Annotated in this window: 21 protein-coding genes; 14 read left to right on the top strand and 7 right to left on the bottom strand. The window is 56.3% G+C overall.

From position 1 onward, the window contains the following. Positions 1–20: 20 nt before the first annotated feature. A complete protein-coding gene (locus tag WLZ34_RS00830) occupies positions 21–1,046 on the bottom strand; it encodes a BMP family lipoprotein (protein WP_434731494.1) in 1,026 nt (341 codons plus the stop codon). A gap of 163 nt (positions 1,047–1,209) precedes the next feature. On the opposite strand from WLZ34_RS00830, the gene rimI reads away from it, so the two are divergent. The 7 genes from rimI to WLZ34_RS00795 all read left to right on the top strand — a co-directional run bounded on the left by rimI (position 1,210) and on the right by WLZ34_RS00795 (position 8,219). After that, a complete protein-coding gene (rimI, locus tag WLZ34_RS00825) occupies positions 1,210–1,674 on the top strand; it encodes a ribosomal protein S18-alanine N-acetyltransferase (RefSeq protein ID WP_434731493.1) in 465 nt (154 codons plus the stop codon). Positions 1,675–1,777: 103 nt separating this feature from the next. Then, positions 1,778–3,061: a homocitrate synthase/isopropylmalate synthase family protein gene (locus tag WLZ34_RS00820; protein ID WP_434731492.1), complete on the top strand. Its 1,284-nt coding sequence runs from the start codon at positions 1,778–1,780 to the stop codon at positions 3,059–3,061. Positions 3,062–3,066: 5 nt separating this feature from the next. Further along, entirely contained in the window at positions 3,067–4,281 is a 1,215-nt protein-coding gene (locus tag WLZ34_RS00815) for a 3-isopropylmalate dehydratase/homoaconitate hydratase family large subunit (protein WP_434731491.1), read from the top strand. Then, positions 4,281–4,793 carry a 3-isopropylmalate dehydratase gene (locus WLZ34_RS00810; protein ID WP_434731983.1) on the top strand — a complete coding sequence of 171 codons (513 nt, stop codon included), beginning with the start codon at positions 4,281–4,283 and terminating at the stop codon, positions 4,791–4,793. Before WLZ34_RS00815 ends, WLZ34_RS00810 begins: the two co-directional genes overlap by 1 nt. Beyond that, the gene (locus WLZ34_RS00805; RefSeq protein WP_434731490.1) at positions 4,778–5,803 is read left to right on the top strand and encodes an isocitrate/isopropylmalate dehydrogenase family protein; all 1,026 of its coding nucleotides are present in this window, start codon (positions 4,778–4,780) and stop codon (positions 5,801–5,803) included. Before WLZ34_RS00810 ends, WLZ34_RS00805 begins: the two co-directional genes overlap by 16 nt. A gap of 211 nt (positions 5,804–6,014) precedes the next feature. Then, complete coding sequence (gene thrC / locus WLZ34_RS00800; RefSeq protein WP_434731489.1) at positions 6,015–6,998, top strand: threonine synthase; 984 nt, start codon at positions 6,015–6,017, stop codon at positions 6,996–6,998. 60 nt (positions 6,999–7,058) lie between these two features. Then, positions 7,059–8,219, top strand: coding sequence for a cystathionine gamma-synthase family protein (locus WLZ34_RS00795; RefSeq protein WP_434731488.1), 1,161 nt, complete (start codon positions 7,059–7,061; stop codon positions 8,217–8,219). Positions 8,220–8,233: 14 nt separating this feature from the next. Here the strand turns inward: WLZ34_RS00795 and asd are convergent, their stop codons facing one another. The 4 genes from asd to WLZ34_RS00775 are packed head-to-tail and all read right to left on the bottom strand — an operon-like array spanning position 8,234 to position 12,373. Then, a complete protein-coding gene (gene asd, locus WLZ34_RS00790) occupies positions 8,234–9,298 on the bottom strand; it encodes an aspartate-semialdehyde dehydrogenase (RefSeq protein WP_434731487.1) in 1,065 nt (354 codons plus the stop codon). Continuing rightward, complete coding sequence (locus tag WLZ34_RS00785) at positions 9,295–10,413, bottom strand: hypothetical protein (protein WP_434731486.1); 1,119 nt, start codon at positions 10,411–10,413, stop codon at positions 9,295–9,297. The genes asd and WLZ34_RS00785 overlap by 4 nt, the downstream gene beginning before the upstream one ends. 3 nt (positions 10,414–10,416) lie before the next feature. Beyond that, on the bottom strand, positions 10,417–11,436 hold the full coding sequence (locus tag WLZ34_RS00780) for a hypothetical protein (RefSeq protein WP_428726714.1): 1,020 nt from the start codon (positions 11,434–11,436) through the stop codon (positions 10,417–10,419). Next, on the bottom strand, positions 11,429–12,373 hold the full coding sequence (locus WLZ34_RS00775) for a homoserine kinase (protein WP_434731485.1): 945 nt from the start codon (positions 12,371–12,373) through the stop codon (positions 11,429–11,431). Before WLZ34_RS00775 ends, WLZ34_RS00780 begins: the two co-directional genes overlap by 8 nt. A gap of 186 nt (positions 12,374–12,559) precedes the next feature. On the opposite strand from WLZ34_RS00775, the gene WLZ34_RS00770 reads away from it, so the two are divergent. The 7 genes from WLZ34_RS00770 to WLZ34_RS00740 all read left to right on the top strand — a co-directional run bounded on the left by WLZ34_RS00770 (position 12,560) and on the right by WLZ34_RS00740 (position 17,726). After that, positions 12,560–13,570, top strand: coding sequence for an ABC transporter ATP-binding protein (locus tag WLZ34_RS00770; protein WP_434731484.1), 1,011 nt, complete (start codon positions 12,560–12,562; stop codon positions 13,568–13,570). A 32-nt stretch (positions 13,571–13,602) separates the two neighbouring features. Beyond that, a complete protein-coding gene (locus WLZ34_RS00765; protein WP_434731483.1) occupies positions 13,603–14,379 on the top strand; it encodes a hypothetical protein in 777 nt (258 codons plus the stop codon). Next, positions 14,376–15,158: a hypothetical protein gene (locus tag WLZ34_RS00760; protein WP_434731482.1), complete on the top strand. Its 783-nt coding sequence runs from the start codon at positions 14,376–14,378 to the stop codon at positions 15,156–15,158. The genes WLZ34_RS00765 and WLZ34_RS00760 overlap by 4 nt, the downstream gene beginning before the upstream one ends. A 271-nt stretch (positions 15,159–15,429) precedes the next feature. Further along, positions 15,430–16,074, top strand: a complete 645-nt coding sequence (locus WLZ34_RS00755; RefSeq protein ID WP_434731481.1) for an energy-coupling factor ABC transporter permease — start codon at positions 15,430–15,432, stop codon at positions 16,072–16,074. Beyond that, entirely contained in the window at positions 16,071–16,352 is a 282-nt protein-coding gene (locus WLZ34_RS00750; RefSeq protein ID WP_434731480.1) for a PDGLE domain-containing protein, read from the top strand. Before WLZ34_RS00755 ends, WLZ34_RS00750 begins: the two co-directional genes overlap by 4 nt. Further along, positions 16,333–17,022: a hypothetical protein gene (locus WLZ34_RS00745; RefSeq protein WP_434731479.1), complete on the top strand. Its 690-nt coding sequence runs from the start codon at positions 16,333–16,335 to the stop codon at positions 17,020–17,022. Before WLZ34_RS00750 ends, WLZ34_RS00745 begins: the two co-directional genes overlap by 20 nt. Continuing rightward, on the top strand, positions 17,016–17,726 hold the full coding sequence (locus WLZ34_RS00740) for an energy-coupling factor ABC transporter ATP-binding protein (protein ID WP_434731478.1): 711 nt from the start codon (positions 17,016–17,018) through the stop codon (positions 17,724–17,726). The genes WLZ34_RS00745 and WLZ34_RS00740 overlap by 7 nt, the downstream gene beginning before the upstream one ends. Here the strand turns inward: WLZ34_RS00740 and WLZ34_RS00735 are convergent. Then, positions 17,661–18,557 (bottom strand): ribose-phosphate diphosphokinase, encoded by an 897-nt coding sequence (locus WLZ34_RS00735; RefSeq protein WP_434731477.1) that lies wholly within the window; start codon positions 18,555–18,557, stop codon positions 17,661–17,663. The genes WLZ34_RS00740 and WLZ34_RS00735 overlap by 66 nt on opposite strands. 234 nt (positions 18,558–18,791) lie before the next feature. Beyond that, positions 18,792–21,470, bottom strand: a complete 2,679-nt coding sequence (locus tag WLZ34_RS00730; protein WP_434731476.1) for a glycoside hydrolase — start codon at positions 21,468–21,470, stop codon at positions 18,792–18,794. Between the last annotated feature and the right edge of the window lie 6 nt (positions 21,471–21,476).

Raw genomic sequence — 21,476 nt, 5'->3', positions numbered from 1 at the left:
AGGTGATTGGGCAGAAAAAACTATGGAGCGAACCCAGTGCTTATAGTCCCGTTTATGATCCCCTTGATTATATCCTGTGCTTTTTGCCATGAATCGCTTGGACACGCACTACCCTGTACCAGCTTGATCCCGCCGTTGGCTAGGCTAGCCCAGTAGTACTGGCCCCCACTAGCTAATTTCCCTGACAGATAGTCGTTGTAGAACTGGGAGTACACGGCACTCCAGTCCCACACCTCCCCTACCAGCAACTGCTCGGCGTATAGCTCTGGGTGATACGTCGAGCTCGGCATTATGAGGACGCCGGGGAACTCCTTCACAGCGCTTATGGCGCCGAGCTGGACTCCGTCACCCATGGACTTTATGACGTCTACGTGGTACTGCTGTATGAGGCTCTCGGTGGCCAGTTTAGCCTTTGTCACGTCGTGGAAATCACCAGTGTAGACCACGTGTAAGACCTTGTCTGGGTCGTAGCCGGCGTACCTTATACCGTTCCTCAGGCCGATCTCGCACAGACCGAGCTCGGACACGTTCATTCCGGCTACGTAGCCTATCTCCTTCGTCTTAGACACCTGGATGGCTATATACCCCTCGACGAAGCAGGACTGGTCAGTCCTAATGTTGGCCCCGCTTACCTGCGGGCCCACGTACTCCTTAGCTCCAGCTATAGCGAGGTAGTAGACGCCCGGAGTCTGGCTGGCTATCTGTGCGAAGGGCGGGCCGAACTGGAAGCCGACACCTATGATTAGTTTGTATCCCTGCTGGGCGTACGACTTCGCTACGCTAACGATCTGCGTGGGGTCGTACACTCCTTGAACCCACGCGTACTTGACTTCGGGGTGAGCTCCGACAAACGATAACATCGACTGATACCCGGCCTCGTTCCAAGCCGTATCTGTTATGCTTCCAGGAAAGACGAATGCTATCGCGACCTGCATCGGTGTAGTGACTGTTGTACTTGGTCGCGTGACATTGGCGACGTAATAGCCTACAAGGCCTGCAACAACAGCTATTATCACTATAATTGCTACCAACAAGCTCTTACTCATACCACTCGCCTATGGTTATATACTTCCTAAGTCGGAATATATAAACGTAGTCTTTTTTTATATGCTTTATTACAAAAAACCCAAAATCAGCACAACTAGATAGACGTTCGAGCCGGTCAGAATATTAGGAGTTAAAGAGATCACGTGATGCCTGGTCGTGTTGATGGCGGTGGCCGGGATCGAGATAAGGGTGTTCAAAGAGCACGACATCCCCGCACTGCTGGAGATCGAACGGGAGTGTTTCCCACCAGACCTGGCTTACGACAGGTCGGTCTTCGAGGAGCTGTTCACGATGAGTAACGGCGTTGTAATAGTAGCCGAAGTGGGTGGGAGAGTAATTGGGTACGCCGCTGGGGTGGTCGAGGGAAGTTACGGGCACGTGGTCTCAATTGCCGTGGCTCCTAGCTGGCAGGGGAAAGGGATCGGGTCACTCCTCCTCGAGAAACTTGAGGAGAAGTTGAGGGGGCTTGGAGCAGCGTGCTTTGTGCTAGAGGTTGCCGTAGATAACGAGAGGGCAATAAGGCTTTACACAAAGAGGGGTTACCGGGTCGCCCGCGTACTCAAGGGGTACTATGGTGGGAGGGACGGGTTTCTCATGGTCAAGGGCTGTCTATACTTAAACGAGTAAGCATGGTCAGAAGCGTACAAGTTAGTGCTTTAGCTGTTTTCTCTATATGTCAAAAGTTAACGTTTATATATGGGCTGGTTCTCTAGGTATACCACGATAAGCCATGGACAGGCTGTTTAGAGACGTTTTCCCGTTTAGCGAGCCCCCCAAGATCAAAGTCGTTAACTGGGCTAAGGCTGACCTCTCCAAGATCTACTTGACCGACACGACCCTTAGAGATGGACAGCAGGGGTGGAAGTACCTCACTGTGGAAGAAGGGCTGGAGATCTACGAGCTACTCCACGAGATCGGGGGCAAGGGGTCTATACGCTCAACAGAGGTCTTCCTCTACACGGGGCGCGACAGGGCTCTCGCAAAGGCTATAATGGAGAAGGGCTACGAGTACCCCAAGCCCGTGGCGTGGATCAGGGCCAATCTCCAGGACCTCAACTTGGTGTCCGAGACAGGTCTAGACGAGGCAGTCGTTTTGATGTCGATATCGGACTACCACATACTCTACAAGTTTAACTCTACTAGAGACGTAGTTATCGGTAAGTACATTAGCGTGGCAGAGGAGGCTTTCCAGAGGGGTATCACGGTCAAGGCGTCTCTAGAGGACGTGACTAGGGCTGATCTGGACAACGTGGTCATAACCTTCCTCCAGAAGTTGATCAACCTGAGCGAGAAGTACGGAGTTAAGCTGAAAGTCAAGCTACCCGACACGCTGGGCGTGGGGATGCCTTTCGAGTTCGTACCGCCGCCACGGGGTATCCCAGCCCTCGTCACACGCATCAGGGAGGAGACGAACCTGCGAGAGGAGGACATCGAGTTCCACGGGCACAACGACCTGGGGCTAGTCGTAGCAAACCACCTAGCAGCCTGGTTTTACGGCGCGGCCTCTTCCAACGTCACACTCTTGGGGATAGGGGAGAGGGCTGGCAACTGCCCCCTGGAGGTCATGGCGATCCACTACGCTGGCATAAAGGGGTTGTCGGACATAAACCTGAGGCCTCTGGGGAGGATCAGGGAGCTGTTCGAGAAGATGGGGTACAGGGTGCCAGATCACCTCCCTATACTCGGCAAGAACGCCTTCAAGACTAAAGCTGGAATCCACGCTGACGGTTTGCTCAAGAACCCCGAGGTTTACCTGCCCTTCGACCCCTACAACCTCTTGGGCATCCCCGTCGGCGTCGAGATCACCCCTCACTCGGGCAGGGCTGCTGTGGCTTTCTGGTTGAAGCAGATGCTGGGCGAGGACTCCATCTCGAAGGACAGCCAGGCCATACAACAGATCTTCGAGGAGATAGTCCAGCTCTTCGAGAAGACTGGTAGGACGCAGCCGCTGACAGACGAGGAGATGTTGGAGATCGCGTCGAAGTACTACCCCCAGCTGAGGAAAAAGCGGTGATTTCGGTGCCGTTCATCGAGAGAATTTTGTCGGAAAGGCTTGGCAAGGATGTCTCTCCGGGAGACATGGTCTTTGTACCCGTTGACCTGGTCTACGCGCACGACGGTACTGCCCCTCTCGTCATAGAAGTTGTAGTCAACGAGCTCAAGCTGGAGAAGAGGCACGCGCGTAACAGGGCCTTCTTCTTTATAGACCACGCGTCGCCGGCACCGACACTGGCTGCTGCGGCTGTTCACAAGAGGATGAGGGAGTTTGCATCGAGGTTCATGCTAGGCCTCTTCGATGCCGGCGAAGGGATCAGCCACCAGCTCGTGATCGAGAACGGCCTGGCCGGCCCAGGCGACATAGTGGTAGGCGCAGACAGCCACACGCCCACGGTGGGCGTCACAGGCGCCCTCGCCCTGGGTCTCGGCAGTACAGACGTCGCGGTAGCCCTATCCTACGGGTACACGTGGCTCTCGGTCCCCGAGACCGTCAAGGTCGTGCTGAGGGGCTCCCTCAAACACATGGTGATGGGTAAGGACGTAGCACTTTGGCTACTCGGGTTGAAGGACGTGGAGAAGTTTCACGGGAGGGTGATCGAGTACGCCGGCGACCTGCGGGCGATCGGGCTAGACGGCCTCGCGACGCTGACCAACATGTCCACGGAGATGATGGCCGCGACCTCAGTGATACCCCCCGAGGGCTTGCGCGAGCAGACCACTGGGTTGTCGACGAGTAGCGGTTACGTGGACGAGGTCAGCGTTCAACTGGGCGAGGTAGAGCCCATGGTCGCGAGACCACCCGACGTGTTCAACGTAGCCCCAGTGAGCTCTGTAGAGGGCGTCGAGGTCGACCAGGTGTTCATAGGCTCGTGTACGAACGGCAGGTTACAGGACATGGAGGTAGCTGCGAGGATCGCCAGGGGGAGGAGGGTTAAGAGTGGTGTGAGGTGTATAGTCGCACCAGCCTCTAGGAGGGTCTTGTTGGAGTCTCTTGAGAGAGGCTACATAGACGTTCTCTTAAAGGCGGGCTGTATACTGTCGCCCCCGACATGCGGTCCTTGCGTAGGCGCCCACATGGGGCTTCTAGCGGAGGGCGAGGTAGCCGTGTCTACTACCAACAGGAACTTCCCTGGTAGAATGGGGCACAGGAAGAGCGAGGTCTATCTAGCCTCACCCGCCACAGCCATGGCTTCCGCTCTGACCGGGAGAATAACCGACCCGAGGGTGTTCACGTGATCATAAGAGGGAGAGCCATCAAGCTAGGAGACGACGTCTCCACAGACCACATAATATCGGGGAAGTACAAGTTCGAGTTCATAGACGATATGTCCAAGATGATACCCCACGTGCTGGAGGACGTGATACCCGAGTTCTACAAGAAGGTCAGTAAAGGGGACATCATAGTAGCTGGGCGGAACTTTGGTAAGGGTTCTAGTAGAGAGCACGCACCCAGGCTCCTCAAGATGGTCGGCATAGGTGCCGTTGTAGCGAAGAGCTTCGGCTTCATATTCTACCGGAACAGCGTGAACATCGGTCTACCGGTTGTCAAGGCGAAAGTCGTACCGGACACGGCTGAGTCGGGCGACGTGATCGAGGTCGACCTGGCGAGGGGGATTGTACGCGACGTTACCAAGGGGGTTGAGGAGAAGGTGCCCCCTTACCCCCCGGAGTTCTTGGAGGTTGTTTCAGAGGGGGGTATTGTAGAGTACATAAAGAAGAGGGGTGGCTTACCGTGGTCTATAAGATAGGGGTTGTTAGAGGGGACGGTATAGGCCCCGAAGTCGTCGAGCAGGCGTTAAGGGTGTTGTCCTTCATCGGCGACTTCGAGTTCGTGGAGCTGGGTATAGGGTATACCTACATGAATAGACACGGTGAACTCTACCAGAGAGACTTCTTCGACGTGGCCAGGGGGATGGACGCTGTTTTGAAAGGCCCGCTCTACACCCCTTGGGACAGGCGCGACTTTAGGAGCTTGAACTACCTGATACGCAGAGAGCTAGACCTCTACGCCAACGTCAGGCCCTTCGAGAGCTACGAGGGCCTGTCTCTGGGGAAGTTCGACTTCACGATCGTCCGCGAAAACCTCGAAGACCTGTACGTCGGCGTTGAGGGCGAGGTAGGGGGTGTAGCGGTCTCTGTCAGGTTCACCTCTAGACAAGAGGCCGAGCGCGTATCTCGGTTCGCGTTCGAGTACGCTAGGCGCGAGGGGCTCGAGAGAGTGACCCTGGTACACAAGGCCAACATCTTGAAGTACACCGACGGGCTACTACGCGAAGTGTTCTTCGAGGTTGCGAAGGAGTACCCGGATGTCAGGGCCGAGGAAGTGCTCGTAGACACGTCTGCGTACAAGCTGGTCAAGGAGCCCTCCTCGTTCAGGGTGATTCTCACCCCGAACCTCTACGGCGACATCTTGTCCGACCTAGCCGCCGCACTTATCGGGGGTTTAGGCCTCTGCGGCTCAGCTCAGATCGGGCCCAGGACAGCCGTTTTCGAGCCGGTCCACGGGGTAGCCTTCGACATAGCGGGTAGGAACCTCGCAAACCCCTACGGTATGCTGGAGGCGACAAGGCTTCTATTGAAGTACCTCGGGTGGTCGCGGGGTGACGGCAGCCTGCTGAAGTGGAGCAAGGCTTTAGAAGGCGCTATCAGAAGAGCGATCCAGGAACAGAAGGCGTTCACACCTGACCTAGGGGGGAAGTACCACACTAACGAAGTGGGAGACGTGGTGTTGAAAAACCTCTCTAGAGGAAACAGTTAAATCCTCGTCGCATTATAGGCGCTTCAATGCTTGGAGCGGGTGTAAGTATGGAAACGAGTTAAACCCGATCAGGGAAGACGTCTTCTTAAGATGCATTAGGTGCGGGGCCGTCTTCAAGGGCGACCCCCTCCTCTTCAAGTGCCCGAGGTGCGGTGTCCCTCTCGAGGTCGTTGTCAGGGGGCTGAGGTTCGAGATATCAGGTGCGAGGGGGGTGTGGAAGTACAAGCTGATGTTGCCTGTGAAGAGGGACGTTGAGCCTGTATCGCTTGGCGAGGGCGACACTCCTCTCATACCCTCGAAGAGCCACAGGCGGCTGTTCGTGAAATTCGAAGGCGCTAACCCCACGGGCAGCTTCAAGGATAGAGGTATGACCCTCGCTGTCACTATCGCCAAGTACATAGGTGCTAGGAGCGTCGTGGTCGCCAGCACCGGTAACACATCGGCGTCGGCAGCTGCGTACGCGGCAAGGGCTGGGCTCGAGTGCCTGGTCTACCTACCCAAGGGCTCGGTGGCTAGAGGCAAGCTCTTCCAAGCCCTACTACACGGCGCCAAGGTAGTCGAGGTAGACGGGAACTTCGACGAGGCTCTAGAAGAGGTCGTAGCGAGGTACGTCGACAAGGCTTCAGGACATGTATACCCTCTAAACTCCGTAAACCCCTGGAGGCTCGAGGGGCAGAAGACCATAGCGTTCGAGATATACCAACAGCTAGGGTTCGTGCCCGACAACTTGATCGTGCCCGTCGGCAACGCAGGCAACATATACGCTATATGGAAGGGGTTCAGGGAGCTCCGCGAGGTTGGGGTTACTGACAGGGTACCTAGGATGATAGGCGTCCAGGCCGAGGGCGCGTCACCCGTCTTCAAGACCTGGCTCGCGAAAGCCGACGAGCTGGTACCCGTTGAGGGACCGTATACGGTGGCTACAGCGATAAAGATCGGAAGACCCGTGAACTGGCTGAAGGCCCTCACTGCCGTTAGAGAGTCGAAGGGCTTCATGTTATCGGTGAGCGATGCCATGATTGTGGAGGCGCTCAAGACCCTCGCGAGAGACGAGGGGATCGGCGTAGAGCCCGCCTCGGCGGCACCATTAGCAGGGTATAGAGTTGCGGTCGAGCAGGGGCTGATAGGGCGGGACGAGACCACCGTGCTCATAGCTACAGGACACGCGCTGAAAGACCCCGAGGTAAGGTTCTGAAGACGGCTTATAAGGCAAGGCTTTTCCGTTGATAGTTTATCAACCCTCTTAGGTGGGAGCGTGAGGACGGGTACCAGACTTGTTAACATCGAGGGATTAAGCGACCCGTACGGGTCTCACATACCACCGGTCTACTTGAGCGCTGTGTACGAGTACGTCGACTACGAGCAAGGCCTTGCGAAGTACACGGACCGGGGGACTTACGTTAGGTACGGTAGAGAGGAGAACCCTACGGTCAGAGCCCTCGAGAGACTCCTGAGCTCGCTCGAGGAAGCAGAGGACGCCCTGGCGTTTAACAGCGGAATGGCTGCCGAGACCACGCTGTTCCTCTACCTCGTGAAGCCGGGTGTCAGGGTGGTTATGTCGGCGGAAGTCTACAGTACGACCTACCTCATGGTCCGTCACCTGGTTGAAAAAGTGGGGGGCAAACTCGACCTCGTATTTCCATCGGCGCGAGAAATACTCGAGTCCTTGGGCAGGGAGCCGGCGGTCGTGTTCGTGGAGACCGTCACAAACCCGACGTTGAAGGTCGTCGACCTCGCAGAGCTGGTAGAGGGCTTGAAGGACACAGGCTCTATTCTAGTGGTCGACAACACGTTCGCGACTCCTCTCAACGTCAAGCCTTTCAAGTTTGGGGCCAGGTTCGTCGTACACAGCTTGACCAAGTACATTGCGGGCCACAACGACGTGGTTGGAGGCGCTCTGCTGGGTGCTAGGAGAGAGATATCCGAGCTGTGGGATTGGCGGCGTATGACAGGATCGATAATGGCACCTCTAGAGGCGTACCTCGTTTACAGGGGTGCGAAGACTCTCGAGGTTAGATTCGAGAGGGTTTCTAAGTCTGCTAAAGCAATAGCCGAGTTCTTGGCGGAACACACTAGAGTAGAGGAAGTCCACTACCCGGGGCTCGACAAGGACGAGTACCACCCGATCGCCAGGAGGCTCTTCGCGACAAGCAACTACGGGGGCGTTTTGAGTTTCAGTGTCAAAGGAGGCTACGAGATGGCACTGAGGTTCATGAAGAAGTTGAGGGTGATAAAGAGGGCACCAAGTCTCGGGGGGACCGAGTCGCTCGCGGTACTACCAGCCAAAGCGGGCAGTATGTACCTGCCCGAAGACCTCCGGAGGAGGCTCAAGATAACCGAGGACCTGGTCAGGTTGTCGGTGGGTCTCGAAGATGTGAACGACCTTATAGAGGACATAGACCAGGCTCTAGCCTGAAAACAGGGAACTTTTTAGACGAGGCCCTTCTTAACCAGTAGCTCTGCGATCAAGACACCGTTCCCGGCGGCCCCTCTAATCGTGTTGTGGCCCAGCACCACGTACTTAACACCGCCCATGACCTTGTCCGGCCTGACACGCCCCACCACGACGCTCATCCCTCTACCGGCCTCCCTGTCGAGACGTGGCTGCGGTCTGTCGGGCTCTCTTCTCACTACAACCGGCTTCTCGGGTTGAGATGGCAGGTTTAGGCCCTTTATCTTGTTCCCCTTGAACTCCTCCATGGCTTTAATGACCTCTTCCACCGCTACACTCTTTTTCTCCAGCTCAGCGAACACGGCGATCGTGTGGCCTTCGAGCACCATAACCCTGTGGCAGCTGGCGGTCACCGCGAAGCTGTTGTTGAGCGTTACTCCCTCGCTCCCGACGCTACCCAGTAGCTTGAGCGTCTCTTCTTCCACTTTCTCTTCCTCGCCCTCGATGAAGGGTATCAGGTTGTCCATTATCAGCATGGACGGGAGGCCCGTCAGGCCTGCTCCTGATATGGCCTGCATCGAGGAGGTGACGACTCTCCTCAGTCCGAACTCGTCTAGCAGGGGCTTGAGGGAGAGGGTCAGTATAGACGTAGTACAGTTGGGCACCTTTACTATACCGCCACTCCAGCCTCTACGCCTCCTCTGTAGCTCTAACACCTCCACGTGGTCGGCGTTGACTTCGGGTAGCAGCAGGGGTATGTCCGGCTCCATCCTCATAGGGCTTGCGTTCGAGACCACGACCAGGCCCTTCCTGGCGAGCTCTAGCTCCACGTCAACAGAAACTTCGGCGGGGAGGGCTGAGAAAACGACGTCGACGCCTTCGCGGGCGATAGAAGCCGGGTCTAAGGGCTCCACCGGTAGGTCGGCCACTTTAGCAGGGAGTTGTGAGTCTAAGACCCACTTCACGCTCTCGCCGTACCTATTGCCGGCGCTCTTACCCGAGGACTGTAGTAGTGTGATCTCGAACCACGGGTGGTCTGCCAGTAAGGATGCGAACCTCTGCCCGACGAGCCCCGTAGCTCCTAGAATCGCGGCCTTCTTCACGGCTCCCCCTCCTCTATCAGGTGCTTGTGGAGTAATCTAACAGCTCTGGGGATATAATCTTTAGGCATATATACGACCACAGATTGTCTACCTACTCCAGCCTCGAGTCCTCGGATTTCGACGTCTTCGCTTTCAAGGACCTCCACCACCCTCCTAATAGTCCTGAGCCTACTCCCGTCCTCACCTATCACCACGACCCGCGGGTGGGGGCTGAGGGACGCGTGTACGATTTTAGGCCCTTTATCCCCCTCCCCCAGCTCCCTCATAACTGACGAGCCTAGGTGCTCGTAGTCGCCTATTCTAACAACAGGCCCCGGGAAGAAGAGGAGGGGCTCGAACGTCTTCGCGTTAAACCTCTTGACGCCATGTCTAGCCGCTTCGTCTGCTTCACGGTAGCTTAGGCACTTCACTACCCTTGGTTTAACGCCTAAATCAGGGTCGACCGAGTACACCCCTTTAACGTTCGTTATTAGTCTTACCTCCCCTATACCGCCTAGCGCGGCTATGGCAGTAGCGGTCAGGTCCGACCCGCCTCGGCCAAGTGTTGTAGTCACGCCCTTCTCGTCGCTCCCGATGAAGCCCTCGATGACTATTACCACGTTATTCTCGGAGGCCGTTTTGACGAGCCACTCTACCCTTGGCTCGGTATTCTCGTAGATGATCGAGGCGTCCCCGTGTCTGGAGTCGGTCTTGATGACCTCCTCCGCGTCTACCCTCACCACCCTGCCCACCTCTGTCTCAATCGCGCTTGAGAGGACCAGCTTACTGGCTTTCTCACCGTAGGAGAGAACTATGTCGCCGAGTACTGGTCGCTCGAGACCCGCCTTCATCGCTTTGAGAGGCACCTCTGCCAGCCCTCTCACCTCGTGCTCGAGCTTCTCGCCACCTATCCCGCGAGCTAGCTCGGAGTAAAGCTCTACTACCTCGTGGAAAGCGTTTCTGTCCCCTTGTAACGCCTCTAGAAGCTTGTCTGTGACACCCTTAGCCGCGGACACGACGACGATGGGTAGTAGCCCGGCCTCGTACAACTGCCTAACATAGCCGGCGGCTCTAACGTAGCTGTCGATGTTCGACAGGTTCGACCCGCCGATTTTTACTACGACGAGGGTACGCACCCCTCACACCTCCCTCAACGCGATGGCTAAGACGTCGTTTGCCACGGTGTGAGCTGTCTCTACGCCGCCCCCACCCTTCCCCATGAAGAAGTAGCTTCCCGTGTCAGTCTCGATTACAACACCGTTCATAGCCCCCCTCACATGGTACAACAGGTCGCCCGGCTCTACTTTCTCTAGGGCGACACGGGCTTTCTGACTCCTGTAGTCTATCGAGCTGACCTGCTTCCAGGCTCTCCCCTCCTTTATCGCCATCACGACTTCTCTCAGGCTTAGCCCCCTCAGGCTGACCTTCTCAATGCTTTTGAAGTCCACAGGCTTGCCGATGACGTTGGAGATTATCGTCAGCTTAGCGGCGGCGTCATACCCGTCTATGTCGATAGAGGGGTCTCTCTCGGCTATACCTAGCACGATCGCCTCCTCGACTGCCCTCTCTACCTCGACCAACTTCTCGTGGGCTAAGCTCAAAACGATGTTACTCGTCGTGTTGAGTATCCCCCTCACGCTGTAGACGTCCTGTAGCTTCATGTGTTTGAGCAGAGACAAGAACGAGGAGGCACCCATAACGGTAGCCGTATACTTCAGGACGAGGCCACGGGACCTGGCCAGCTCTGTTAGCCCTTTAAAGTCGAACACGAGAGGGGACTTGTTAGCCGTCGCAACATGGGCCCCCTCGTTGAGCGCGAACCTTATGTTGCTGAGCCCCGGCTCGCCGGTCTCGTAGTTGGCTGGTGTAAGCTCGACGTGTATGTCTGGCTTGGTCTTCTCGTAGAGCTCCTTCAAGTCGACGTACCGTTTGGCAGCCTCTAAGCTCCCAAGACCAGACCTTGGGGTCTCCAGTATCTTGAGCAGTTCGACGGGTCTGAAACCCTCGGGTTTGTAGACCATACCTTTCGAGTCGACTATTCCTACGACGTTAATGTTAACGCCATACCTGGTCAACCTATCACTCTTGAAGAGCAGCGTCTTTACCAGGCCTCTGCCGACGTTGCCGAACCCGACAACGACGATCTTCAGCTCAGCCAATCGCCACCACCTCGACGCCTCGGTTAGAGAAGCTCGAGGCCAGGAACGAGGCCTTTACACCTTTAGAGCTCAAAAAGTCGAGGATAACGCCGCCTATTCTATTAATCTCGTCTAAGTCTTCGTGTATGTAGAACACAGAGGGCCCAGCCCCCGCGATGTTGAAACCGTACGCCCCCTCGCGGAGAGCTACCTCTTTTATCTCTTTGTAGAAGGGGATGAGCTTTGACCGGCTCGGCTCGCAGACCTCGTCCTCTGATATAGCTTTGCCTACCAGCCTTAGTTCGCCCCTTATCAAACCGTAGACCAGCTTAGCCAGGCTAGAGGACTGCTGTACGTGTGTCTCTAAGTCGATTTTGCCAGGCAGGACACTCCTGGCGAAGGCGGTCTTCCTCTCGGTCCTCACCCCCCTCTCCGGAATAACCACACCTACGCGTATCTCTCTAGGAACCTCGATTTTGTATGCCTTCTTGTACTTCGTGTCGACTATGACGACACCCCCCAGCAGGCTAGCTGCCACGTTGTCGTAGTGGGCGACCCCCGAGACAAACCTCTCTCCTTCACCAGCTAGCCCCAGTACCGTCTCCTCGTCTACAGAGCCGGCGATGAGAGACAACGCGAACGCGGCTCCGGCCGCCGTGGCTCCGGAGCTCCCCAGGCCGACTGAGACGGGGACGCCCTTCCTCACGTAGATCTCGATGTCGCATGAACTGAGCCACTTGAACTTCTCGAGGGACTTCACGGCAACGGCGTAGGCGTTGTTGCTACTGCCGGCAAGCACCGGTATGTCCGAGTAAACCCTCACTACACCGTTACCCGGCGATGCCTTGACGTGAACGAGGTCGTGTAGACCCGACAACGCCACGGCGAGTACGTCGAACCCCGGGCCTAGGTTTGCTATAGAACCAGGAGACTTGACTACGGCTTCACGATCACACACGTAGGGTGCACTACGTTTCACCTCGCTAAGCGTTTAGAGAGACTACTTACGCAGCGGCTTAAAAACCTTACTTGTTTAGGCAAACACCCCACATAATTCCCATCCATCGAACGTAGTAGCATACCTTTTTTTTAGACTCAAGTACTGTGAGCCATGTATTTAACTCGCCCTGTCGATAACCCCTCCTTGGAGCACCTTATGGTTAAGTACGCTATTGAAGTCCTCGACGTGAGGAAGACCTACCGCCCGAGAGTGGGGTTGCGGAGTAGGGCGGTTGTCGAGGCGTTGAAAGGGGTGACCGTCAGGGTTCGCAAAGGTACGATTCACGCTCTACTAGGCCCCAACGGGGCAGGCAAAACAACGTTGATCAAGGTCGTAGCCACCCTTCTAGCCCCTGACAGCGGGGCTGTATACGTGGGTGGGTACGACGCCGTTAAGGAGGCTAGTCGAGTAAGGGAGATCATCGGGGTAGTCCTAGACGTGAGTAAGGGGTTCTACGGGTCTCTCACGGGCTTCCAGAACCTCGTCTTCTACGGTCTATTGAAGGGTTTCTCAATGGAGGACGCGCGAAAGAGGGCGAGAGAGGTGATCGAGCTGGTCGGCTTAGATGAGCAGAGCGCTTTCAAGAAACCCTATTTCTCCTACAGCCTGGGTATGAGGGCTAAGCTGAGCCTGGCGAAGGCGCTGTACACAGACCCGGAAGTCTTGCTGCTGGACGAGCCCACACTAGGCCTGGACGTGCCCAGCGCTATGGAGGTCAGGAATATGCTGGTCGAGTCGGCGAGGGCGGGGAAGACGATACTGGTCACGGGGCACAACATGAGAGAGATCGAGGAGATAGCCGACGAGGTGACAATAATAAACAGGGGAGTCGTCGTCGCTCAAGGCGGTATCCAGGACTTGAAGAGGTCGCTGGGCCTCGTCAACATCCTGTACCTAAAACTCCGTGAAGAGGGCTCTGGCAAGTACCTTACCCGCATAGAGTCGAGCCTGCAGGTGGCTAGGACGGAGGTCTCGAGGAGTAGCGAGGAAGTGGCCGTCAAGGTCTACGTTAGAGACCCGAGAGATAAGATTGTGGAGACCATTACGAGGATCCTCAGCGAGGACCCCCGTCCGCTAATCGACTTCTCTATCGCAGAGCCGTCGTTGGAGGACGCATACCTAGCGGTAGTCGGAGGCGATCGGCCACGGTCCTGAACCTCTTTAAAGCCACGGTATACAGGGAGGCTTTGTGGTTTAAGAGGTACTTCTCCGACTACCTCGGTCTGTGGTTGACCCAGGTCGGCTTCGCCGTCGGCGTGTTAATGACGCCCGCTTACATCTACGGTTCGCAGAGCGTGATATCGAAGGCGGGGGAGCTTTTCGGGGTAAAGCCGGCCTTTACAGACCTGCTCGTATTCTCGATGGTCTTGTCGGCGCTGCTGGGCGTCGTCACGATAATCATTGGAGACATGGTGGGCACCCTCTACTACGAGTTCAAGATCGCGGAGTCTACAGTGCTGATCTTTGAGACCACTGGTTTGACAACCTACATCGTGGCCAACGCCGTGGTAAGGTCCATCGTAAACACCCTGCTATCCTCGATATACCTCCTCCCAGTTCTCGGGGTGTTGAAAGGAGCCAGTGGACTGATCGCGTACCTCGTGGTGGTTATGATACTTGTCCCTGCCGGGGTGACGCTCGGTCTTCTGGCTAGCATAGTCGGGCTGTCGGTGATATACTTTGTCGACGTCAGAAGGCCGTGGTCTATAGCGCAGCTGTTACCGCCAGTCATACTCGCCTCGAGCGGTGTCTACATACCTGTCCACATGATACCGCTAGCCTTGAGAGTCGTAGGCTACATCACGCCAGTGCCTTTTGTTGTCGAGACACTACAGTGGATCACGCTGCTCTTCAACGAGTCGAGAATATCCCAGTACCTGTTTTTCCTCACCGCCATCTACGCAGTCTACGTCTCGGTCTCTGTTCTCGTGATAAATAGAGTGGACAGGGTTGTCAGGAAATGAGCCTCGTCAGAGAAGTTAGAAGGTCTCTGCTGGTGGGCTACGGGATGTTTAGGATGCACTTGACGAGCTACCTGTCTTCCACGCTAAACGCGCTCCTCTGGCTGACGTTGTTCTTGGCACCCTCCGTGGTCTTTAGTAGCGACCCGCTTTCGGCATTGCTCTATTTGACCCCTCCCGTTATCGGGGTGAACATCGTGCTGTTGAGTATAGGGCTGAGCCAGGAGTACGTCACGTGGTTGAGCGAAAGCGGGGAGCTAGACGACCTAAGACTGGCAAACCTCACGCTATGGAAATACGTGGCTGCCACCTTCCCCTTCGACTTCCTGGTAGTCGGCTTCGCGCCGTTCCTGCTCTCAGCCCTCCTTCTATCATGGTACCTAGGTATAGCACCCACGTGGCTGTTCAGGCTGAATGCGGCGCTCTTCGCACTATCTATACCCGTCTTAATGGCCTCGGGTCTACTAATGGCCTCGTTGATCGGCCTGCTCTACTTGAAAAACCCGCTTGCGAGAGTTTTGAGTCAGGTCATCCAAATATTGTTCGTAGTAGTCCTCTTTTTACCCCCAAGATACTTGCCTGAACAGTACATGGCACTCCTAGTCCCGGGCCTCGTGGCGGTGGAGTTGCTCAGAGCCTCCTTCGGGTCTAACACGATCTCTACTAACCTACTCGTGTCAATGACTATACCGGCCGTCATATCATACCTACTCCTATCACTCCTAGCTTCAAGGCTTGTCGAGAAGCACTTCTTGAAGTTCGGGGTCGAGACGAGGTACTAATCGACCCGTGTCCGCAACCTAGTACAAGTCGGCTTGGACCAGCTCCCAGCGCTCGCGTCTCTGAAAACGGCCCCTGGCCCTTATACCACGTGGAGACAGGTGGTGCGGCGATCTCGCGGACTCGACAGGGCCATCTCAAAGAGTTCATAAAACACAGCGGGGAGACAGCCTCACCGTACAGTGGCCTGGCCTGTTCGAGAAGAAGACTGTTAGGTCTACTTACCACACCGTTTTTAAAGGTGCACTCAATCTCGTTATTTGGTGCACTCAGATGCACATACCCGACGGCTACTTGGACTTGTGGTCTAGTCTAGTGACGTACGCGGTGGCAGGCGTATACTTCATTGCTTCCACCAAGCTCGGAAAGCTCAGGCTCTCCCCCAGCGAGGTCTCCGAGGCGACAGCGTTGGCGGCACTCGTCTTCGTCGCGCAGATGCTGAACTGGCCCATACCGGGAGGTACCAGCCTCCACTTCGTTGGAGGGGCCCTAGCCGGTATTATTCTAGGACCTTTCAAGGGCAGCCTGGTCATAGCAATAGTTCTCCTAGTCCAGTGCCTTGTCTTCCACGATGGTGGTATAACTGCCTTGGGAGCCAACGTCATCAACATGGCTATAATAGACGTTTGGGCCGGCTACCTGGTCTACAGGCTAGCGTACAAGGCCCTCTCGCCGAGACTGGGCGACGCCAAGTCCGGGTTCGTCGGAGGGCTTATAGGCGGCTGGCTCGGCCTGACGCTCGCGGGTATTGCCTGCGGTGTGGAGATCGGGCTCTCGCCGTCGTTCCCCTACGGCGTATTCATAACCGTACCGATAATGGGCGGCTGGCACGCTGTCCTGGGGGTTGTCGAGGGGGTTATAACAGGGCTGGTCGTCTACTACCTGAAACTCAGGCACCCCGAGGTGATCAAGTCGTGAAGAGATCGGTATTACTACTGGTAGTGCTATTGCTGGTATCGCCGGTATTCGGCGTTTACCTGGCTAGCTTGGTGGGGTACCACGAACCCCTGGACATCGCGGGCGAAAAGCTGAACTTGACAGACATCTCTGACGAGGTCAACTGGACCTTCCTAAAGGACTACACAGTACCAGGCCTTCCCGAATGGCTTGGTTACATAGTCTCCGGAGTACTCGGGGTCGCCTTGATCTACTCTATAGGGCTGCTGCTACGTAAAGTTGCAGAGAGGAAGAAGTAGCGTGAGCTTACTCTCCGAGTTCTTGAAAGCCGCGTCAAGGGTTCTCGACGAGGCGTACGCGGGCACGGACAAGTCCTTCCCTCACCCAGGAGCTTTTTTCTTAATGTCCCTGGCACTCTCCTTCACGTCGGCTGTCCTCAACTCGCCCGTTCTCTGGCTAGCAAGCGGGCTCTACTCCATCACGTGGGGTGTTGTACTGAGACCCCGGCTGAAGTCTTTTTTAAGTATAACCTCTATAACGCTGCTATTGGCGCTGGTACCCGGGATACCCATCCTTTTCACGGGGTTTGATGCGCTGAAGTACCCCGTGTCAGTGGAGTCGCGGGCGCAGGTTTTCGCGTTTTTCGTAGCTCGCGTCGCACTGTCTCCGATGCCATTAATAGTCTCCCTCACAGGTTTCGGCTGGGCCAGCATATCGGCGAGCCTCCGAGGTAGTAGAGTAGTGAGCAGGTATGTTAGCAAGGTCGACTTCTTCTTACTCAACACCAAGTACCTCACGGTAGTCTTTGCGGACTACCTAGCCGCACGCGAGTCGAGGGTCGTGTCGAGGGCGAGGTCTACCCTTTGGAGAGCCCTAGCCCTGACTATCGCAGACATAATAGGGAAGTTCACAGCGGTATCAAGAGACCTAGTCAAGGCGTACGAGTCCAGGTGTGTTGAGAATTGCTGAGGCTGTCCGGCGTCTGGTTCAAGTACCCGGGTTCGAAGACCTACGTCCTCGAAGACTTCAGCCTCGAAGTAGGTGGTGGCGAGTTAGTGTTGTTGACGGGCCCAAACGGCTCGGGTAAGACAACTGTGCTATTGATCGCGGCCGGCCTCCTCGAGCCGCAGAAGGGGTCTGTAGAGTTCGAGGGCAGGCCGCTGAAAAAGCAACTACCCGAGGCTAGGAGGTATATCGGGCTTCTATTCCAGAACCCGGAGGTCATGTTGTTCAACCCAACGGTCTATGACGAGGTTACGTTTGTACCAAGGCAGCTCAGCAGGGACAAGAACTGGATCGACAAGGTGGCCAGAGACTCGATCAGGACCGTCGGGCTGCCGGATAGGTTCTTGAACAGGAGGGTTCAAGAGCTCAGCTACGGCGAGAAGAAGTTGGTCGCCCTCGCCTCCGTCATCTCGTACAGCCCTAAGATACTCCTACTAGACGAGCCCCTTGAAGGGCTCTCGCGCAGGGCACGGGAGAGAGTCGCGTGTATCGTTAAAGAGGCTGTGAGGAGAGGTTCTGGTGTGCTCCTAGCCTCGCACGAGCCCCCTCCAGAGCTGGTGGGGGTTAGCAGTAGGGTTGTCGATTTGGGGGGTAAAAAAACTCTAGAGGACCTTGTCCAGGACCTCAACGATAGCGGGTGCTACGCTGACTCTGCTGATAGGGCTTAGAACAGTGTTCGTGCCTACGAGCTCTTTTAGGCCAAGCCTCATCAACTTGCTGTAGGCGTCTCCTATCAGGAGAGGGTGGACGGCTGCGACGTAGAAGTCTCTCGCCCCTAGGCTTCTGAGGGCTTTGACGCCTTCGACGATCGTCCCTCCCGTGCTGATTATGTCGTCGACTATCACCACGTCCTTACCCTCGACTTTAACACCCCTCGCCTCTACTACTACCTTTTCGGCTGTCAGCCTGGTCTTCTCTAACACGCTGTACTCTAGGCCGCCGAGCTCCTCCGCCATCACCTTCGCCCACTGCTCTGCCTCCTCGTCCGGGCCTATCACCACGGCGTTTGTCAGGGAGTAGTGTTTCTTCAAGTACTTGCCCAACTCCCTGACACCGGTTATGTTGTGGAAGTTGGCTCCGAACAGAGAGCTCGGGTCGCTGATCCTGTGGAGGTGCATGTCTACGGTCACGATGTGGTCGACGCTGACCGTTCTGAACAACTTGGCAAGGATATGTATGCTCACCGCCTCGCCTGGGTTGAACCTGCTGTCCTGCCGGGCGTAGCTCATGTATGGGATGACGGCGACCACCTTCCGCGCCCCCAGGTCTCTGAGAGTGTCGATTGTGAAGAGGGTCTCGATAACAGCCTCGTTGGGCTCCCTCTGAAGCGAGTTGACGTAAACCACGTCCCTCCCCTGCACGTCGCTCAGTACACGTATGTAGGTCTCGCCGTCGGGGAACTTCTTCACCTCTACGCTCCCCAGTTCAAAGCCTTTTAGCGAGGCTATCTCCACTGCGAGGTAGTCCCCGTTTCTGCCCCCTAGAACAAGCGGTTTCAAAGTCCCACACTCTTTTAATAACAGATTTCCCGTGAGGGGACTAATAAACGCTGGTCGGGGCGTAGAAGCCCGTCTTTGGATAGTAATAGCCGACAGCACCGAGTAAGCGTGTAATATACCCCTGTTAGTGCCTCGACGCAGTGCTGTGTCTGAGCTACGCTTGACCCTCTCTCAAAGTCGGCGCACTAAGCCGACGTAATTAGGGGTGAAGGTGAATAGGATTTGGGGAAAAAATCAGTTGTATCCCAGGGTGACCTTTGCGTAAGCCCAGACAGCCGTGTTAACGGACACGGCGATCTTCGCCCTGTACTGCATCGTGTACTTGACGAGGTCTTGCGAGCCAGTCCAGGTCATGCCCTGTATTGGCGTGACATATACGTACGCCCCCGTCCTGAGGTTCTTGTACCCGAACGTGTACGTAGAGGTCGGGGAGTTGACCTGGCTTAGAGAGTTACCGTATAAGAGGTTGTTGAAGAAGTCCACGGAGTAGCCGATAGCCGTGTACAGGGTTCCGTTCTTCTTGACTCCTAGGTAGTCCACGTATATGTAGTTAGCAGTGTTGTACAAGACGTAGTACTTGTAGAAGTCGGGGTAGCCGTCGCCGTCGAGGTCGGGGGAGTTTAGCCTGACCACGACTCTCCCGTTAACGGAGTCGTAGTAAGCGTACGCGATCGTGTACACGGCGTTGTAGTAGTTCTTCCCCGTCGCCGCGAAGTAGTCGTCGGCGAACAGCCCAACCTGGCTGTCACCGAACCACATGTCGCTCCATGTACCCCAGTAGACCGCGGGGGCACCTATCCCCATGAAGACCTTGTTACTGGTCTTGTTGTACATGAACACGTAGGGCGCGGCGCCGCCCTTGTCGTCTACGAAGGCGAAGATGTACGGGTTGTATATTATCGTCTCGTTCCTCCCGTCCCAGTCGAAGTCACCGATCATGTAGGAGGCCTGGGTTACCAGGCCTCTCCTGGTCGAGTCCAGCCACTTAGCTGCCTGTAGAAGGACGTTGACGAGCCGCAGGTGGTTCCACACGTTCAGGCCCCAGCCCGCCGCGTCGTACATGCCGTCCCCGTCCCAGTCGCCCCCGTCGTGCCAGGCCGTCTCGTACAGCATGGCGTTAGCTACAGCTAGCGCGAGCCACCACAACTCGTTCTTAGGGGTGGAGTCGAACAGCCCTCCTGGTGCCAGTAACCTGTAGATCACGGTGTTGTTCGGCGACCCATTGAAGCTAGTCTTGCCGAAAACGTCCCCGAAGGGCATGATAGTGTCGGGTAGCACGTAGTTGGGGGAGGTCTGCCCGCTACCATACCACGCGAAGCTCTTCTCGGTCGAGGTCCCCCAGTACCAGCCGTCGTAGGCCCTCCTGTAGTCGTACGGGTAGTTGTGCACCCACGTCTTTAGGAGTGCGTAGGTGTCGTACCCACAGTAGAAGCCCGTGACAGGGGTCCAGTAGCCGTTTCTCAACCAGTTGACTACGTCGTCTGTTGTCACGACCTGGATCCACGGGTGCATAGCTATCCAGGTCAGGCTGTTGTTATACCTGCCAGGGTTGTAGGTGTCCCACCCCGCTATGCCCGCGGCCTTCTCCCAGTCGTCGGCGTACACGAATATCATCTGCTGGTCGCTGTTGGTCGCAGCCCAGATGTACTTCTTCCTCAGGTCGATGTTCAGCCCACCGTCCGTGTTCGAGAGTAGTAGCTGCTGGGTGTCCCAGTCTATGAACAGGACGTACAGCGTTCTACCCGCCGTCTTAGTGGTGTCGTACTGGTGGGGCTTGTACTTGTTGGTGCTGGGGCTCCAATCGTCGTGGTGCGTGTTACCGTCCAAGATCACGGCATAGTAGTACTTGCTGAGAGTGTAGGCAATGCCGGTCCTCTCGTCGTCCCACGTCCTCTCGGGCACCCATGCCGTAAGCGGGGTGTACCCGAACACCTGCTGGATGTACCACTTGGTGAAGTTCGCGGAGGGGTCGTTGAAGTTGTCGTAGAAGTAGGCGGTTATGTGCTCAGCCCACACTCCGCCTACGGGGACGGCAACTCCTCTCGAGACCAGAGTTCTGATGTAGCTAATGAAGCCCGGGTCCCACCACAAGTAGCTGGCCATGAGCGTCCCGCTCATGTGTATGGTCACGGGTATCCTGCGGCCGGTCCTGTTGGTCAAGTAGTCGTGGACGTACAAGATGTAGCCGTAGCTGTTGATGCTGGACGGGTTGTTCAGGGCCCTGTTGTCGGTCAAATGCTGGTTGCCGTGGTGAACGACAACCACCTTCGCGGTGCCGCAGTTTTGGTCGCTGAAGACAGCACCGCTCCACTCCGCCCTACCGCTCCCGACGCTTATAGTGTTGGGCATTACGTCGGAGACCTTGCTCACTCCGTTGTAAACCACCACTGTGGCGACCTTGGCCCACACCCTGGTAGTCGAGGTCCAGCCGTACTGGGCCAATAGGCTCGTTGGAATCGCGATCTCCACGAGGTCCCACTGGCTATTGAAGGCCACGCTCAACCCGGAGTTAACCAACACCTTGTTCCAGTTGTAGTCGTAGACCGTGTAGTGAGCCGAGTCGTATATAGCGATCGCCAGGACCCAGTTGTAGTCCGGGAGGTGGATCCCGTAGCCCTGGTACTGCACGTAGTCTGGCACCCACTCCTGGTAGCCCGGAGCACCAGCCCAGCCTATCATGATGTATATGTTGAGCGCGTCGTTGACGCTCCCGTAACTAGCCGTCTCGGCCCCGTAAGATAGGTCTAGCAAGTCGAGCCTCATGAAGACGTACGACGTGCCTACCAAGTAGTACCACGCAAGTAGGTCTCTGCTAGTAGACCAGTCGGGTACGCCGTCTAAGAGGTCGCCGGCGGGGTCGAGCGCGTGGCATGAGGTGTAAGGCCAGTCGAATCCCACGCCGTCAACGGTCACGGGTTC

It is taken from the genome of Thermogladius sp. KZ2Tp1 (assembly GCF_051131135.1).
Taxonomy (GTDB): domain Archaea; phylum Thermoproteota; class Thermoprotei_A; order Sulfolobales; family Desulfurococcaceae; genus Thermogladius.
The sequence above is the reverse complement of the archived record's forward strand: the minus strand, read 5'-3'. Positions and strand labels throughout refer to the sequence as shown.

What these genes read in the sequence shown, in the direction of transcription:
- WLZ34_RS00820 (WP_434731492.1), top strand. Translation starts at nt 1,778, where the DNA reads ATGGACAGGCTGTTTAGAGACGTTTTCCCGTTTAGCGAGCCCCCCAAG.
- WLZ34_RS00760 (WP_434731482.1), top strand. Translation starts at nt 14,376, where the DNA reads ATGAGCCTCGTCAGAGAAGTTAGAAGGTCTCTGCTGGTGGGCTACGGG.
- WLZ34_RS00830 (WP_434731494.1), bottom strand. Translation starts at nt 1,046, where the DNA reads ATGAGTAAGAGCTTGTTGGTAGCAATTATAGTGATAATAGCTGTTGTT.
- rimI (WP_434731493.1), top strand. Translation starts at nt 1,210, where the DNA reads ATGGCGGTGGCCGGGATCGAGATAAGGGTGTTCAAAGAGCACGACATC.
- WLZ34_RS00755 (WP_434731481.1), top strand. Translation starts at nt 15,430, where the DNA reads ATGCACATACCCGACGGCTACTTGGACTTGTGGTCTAGTCTAGTGACG.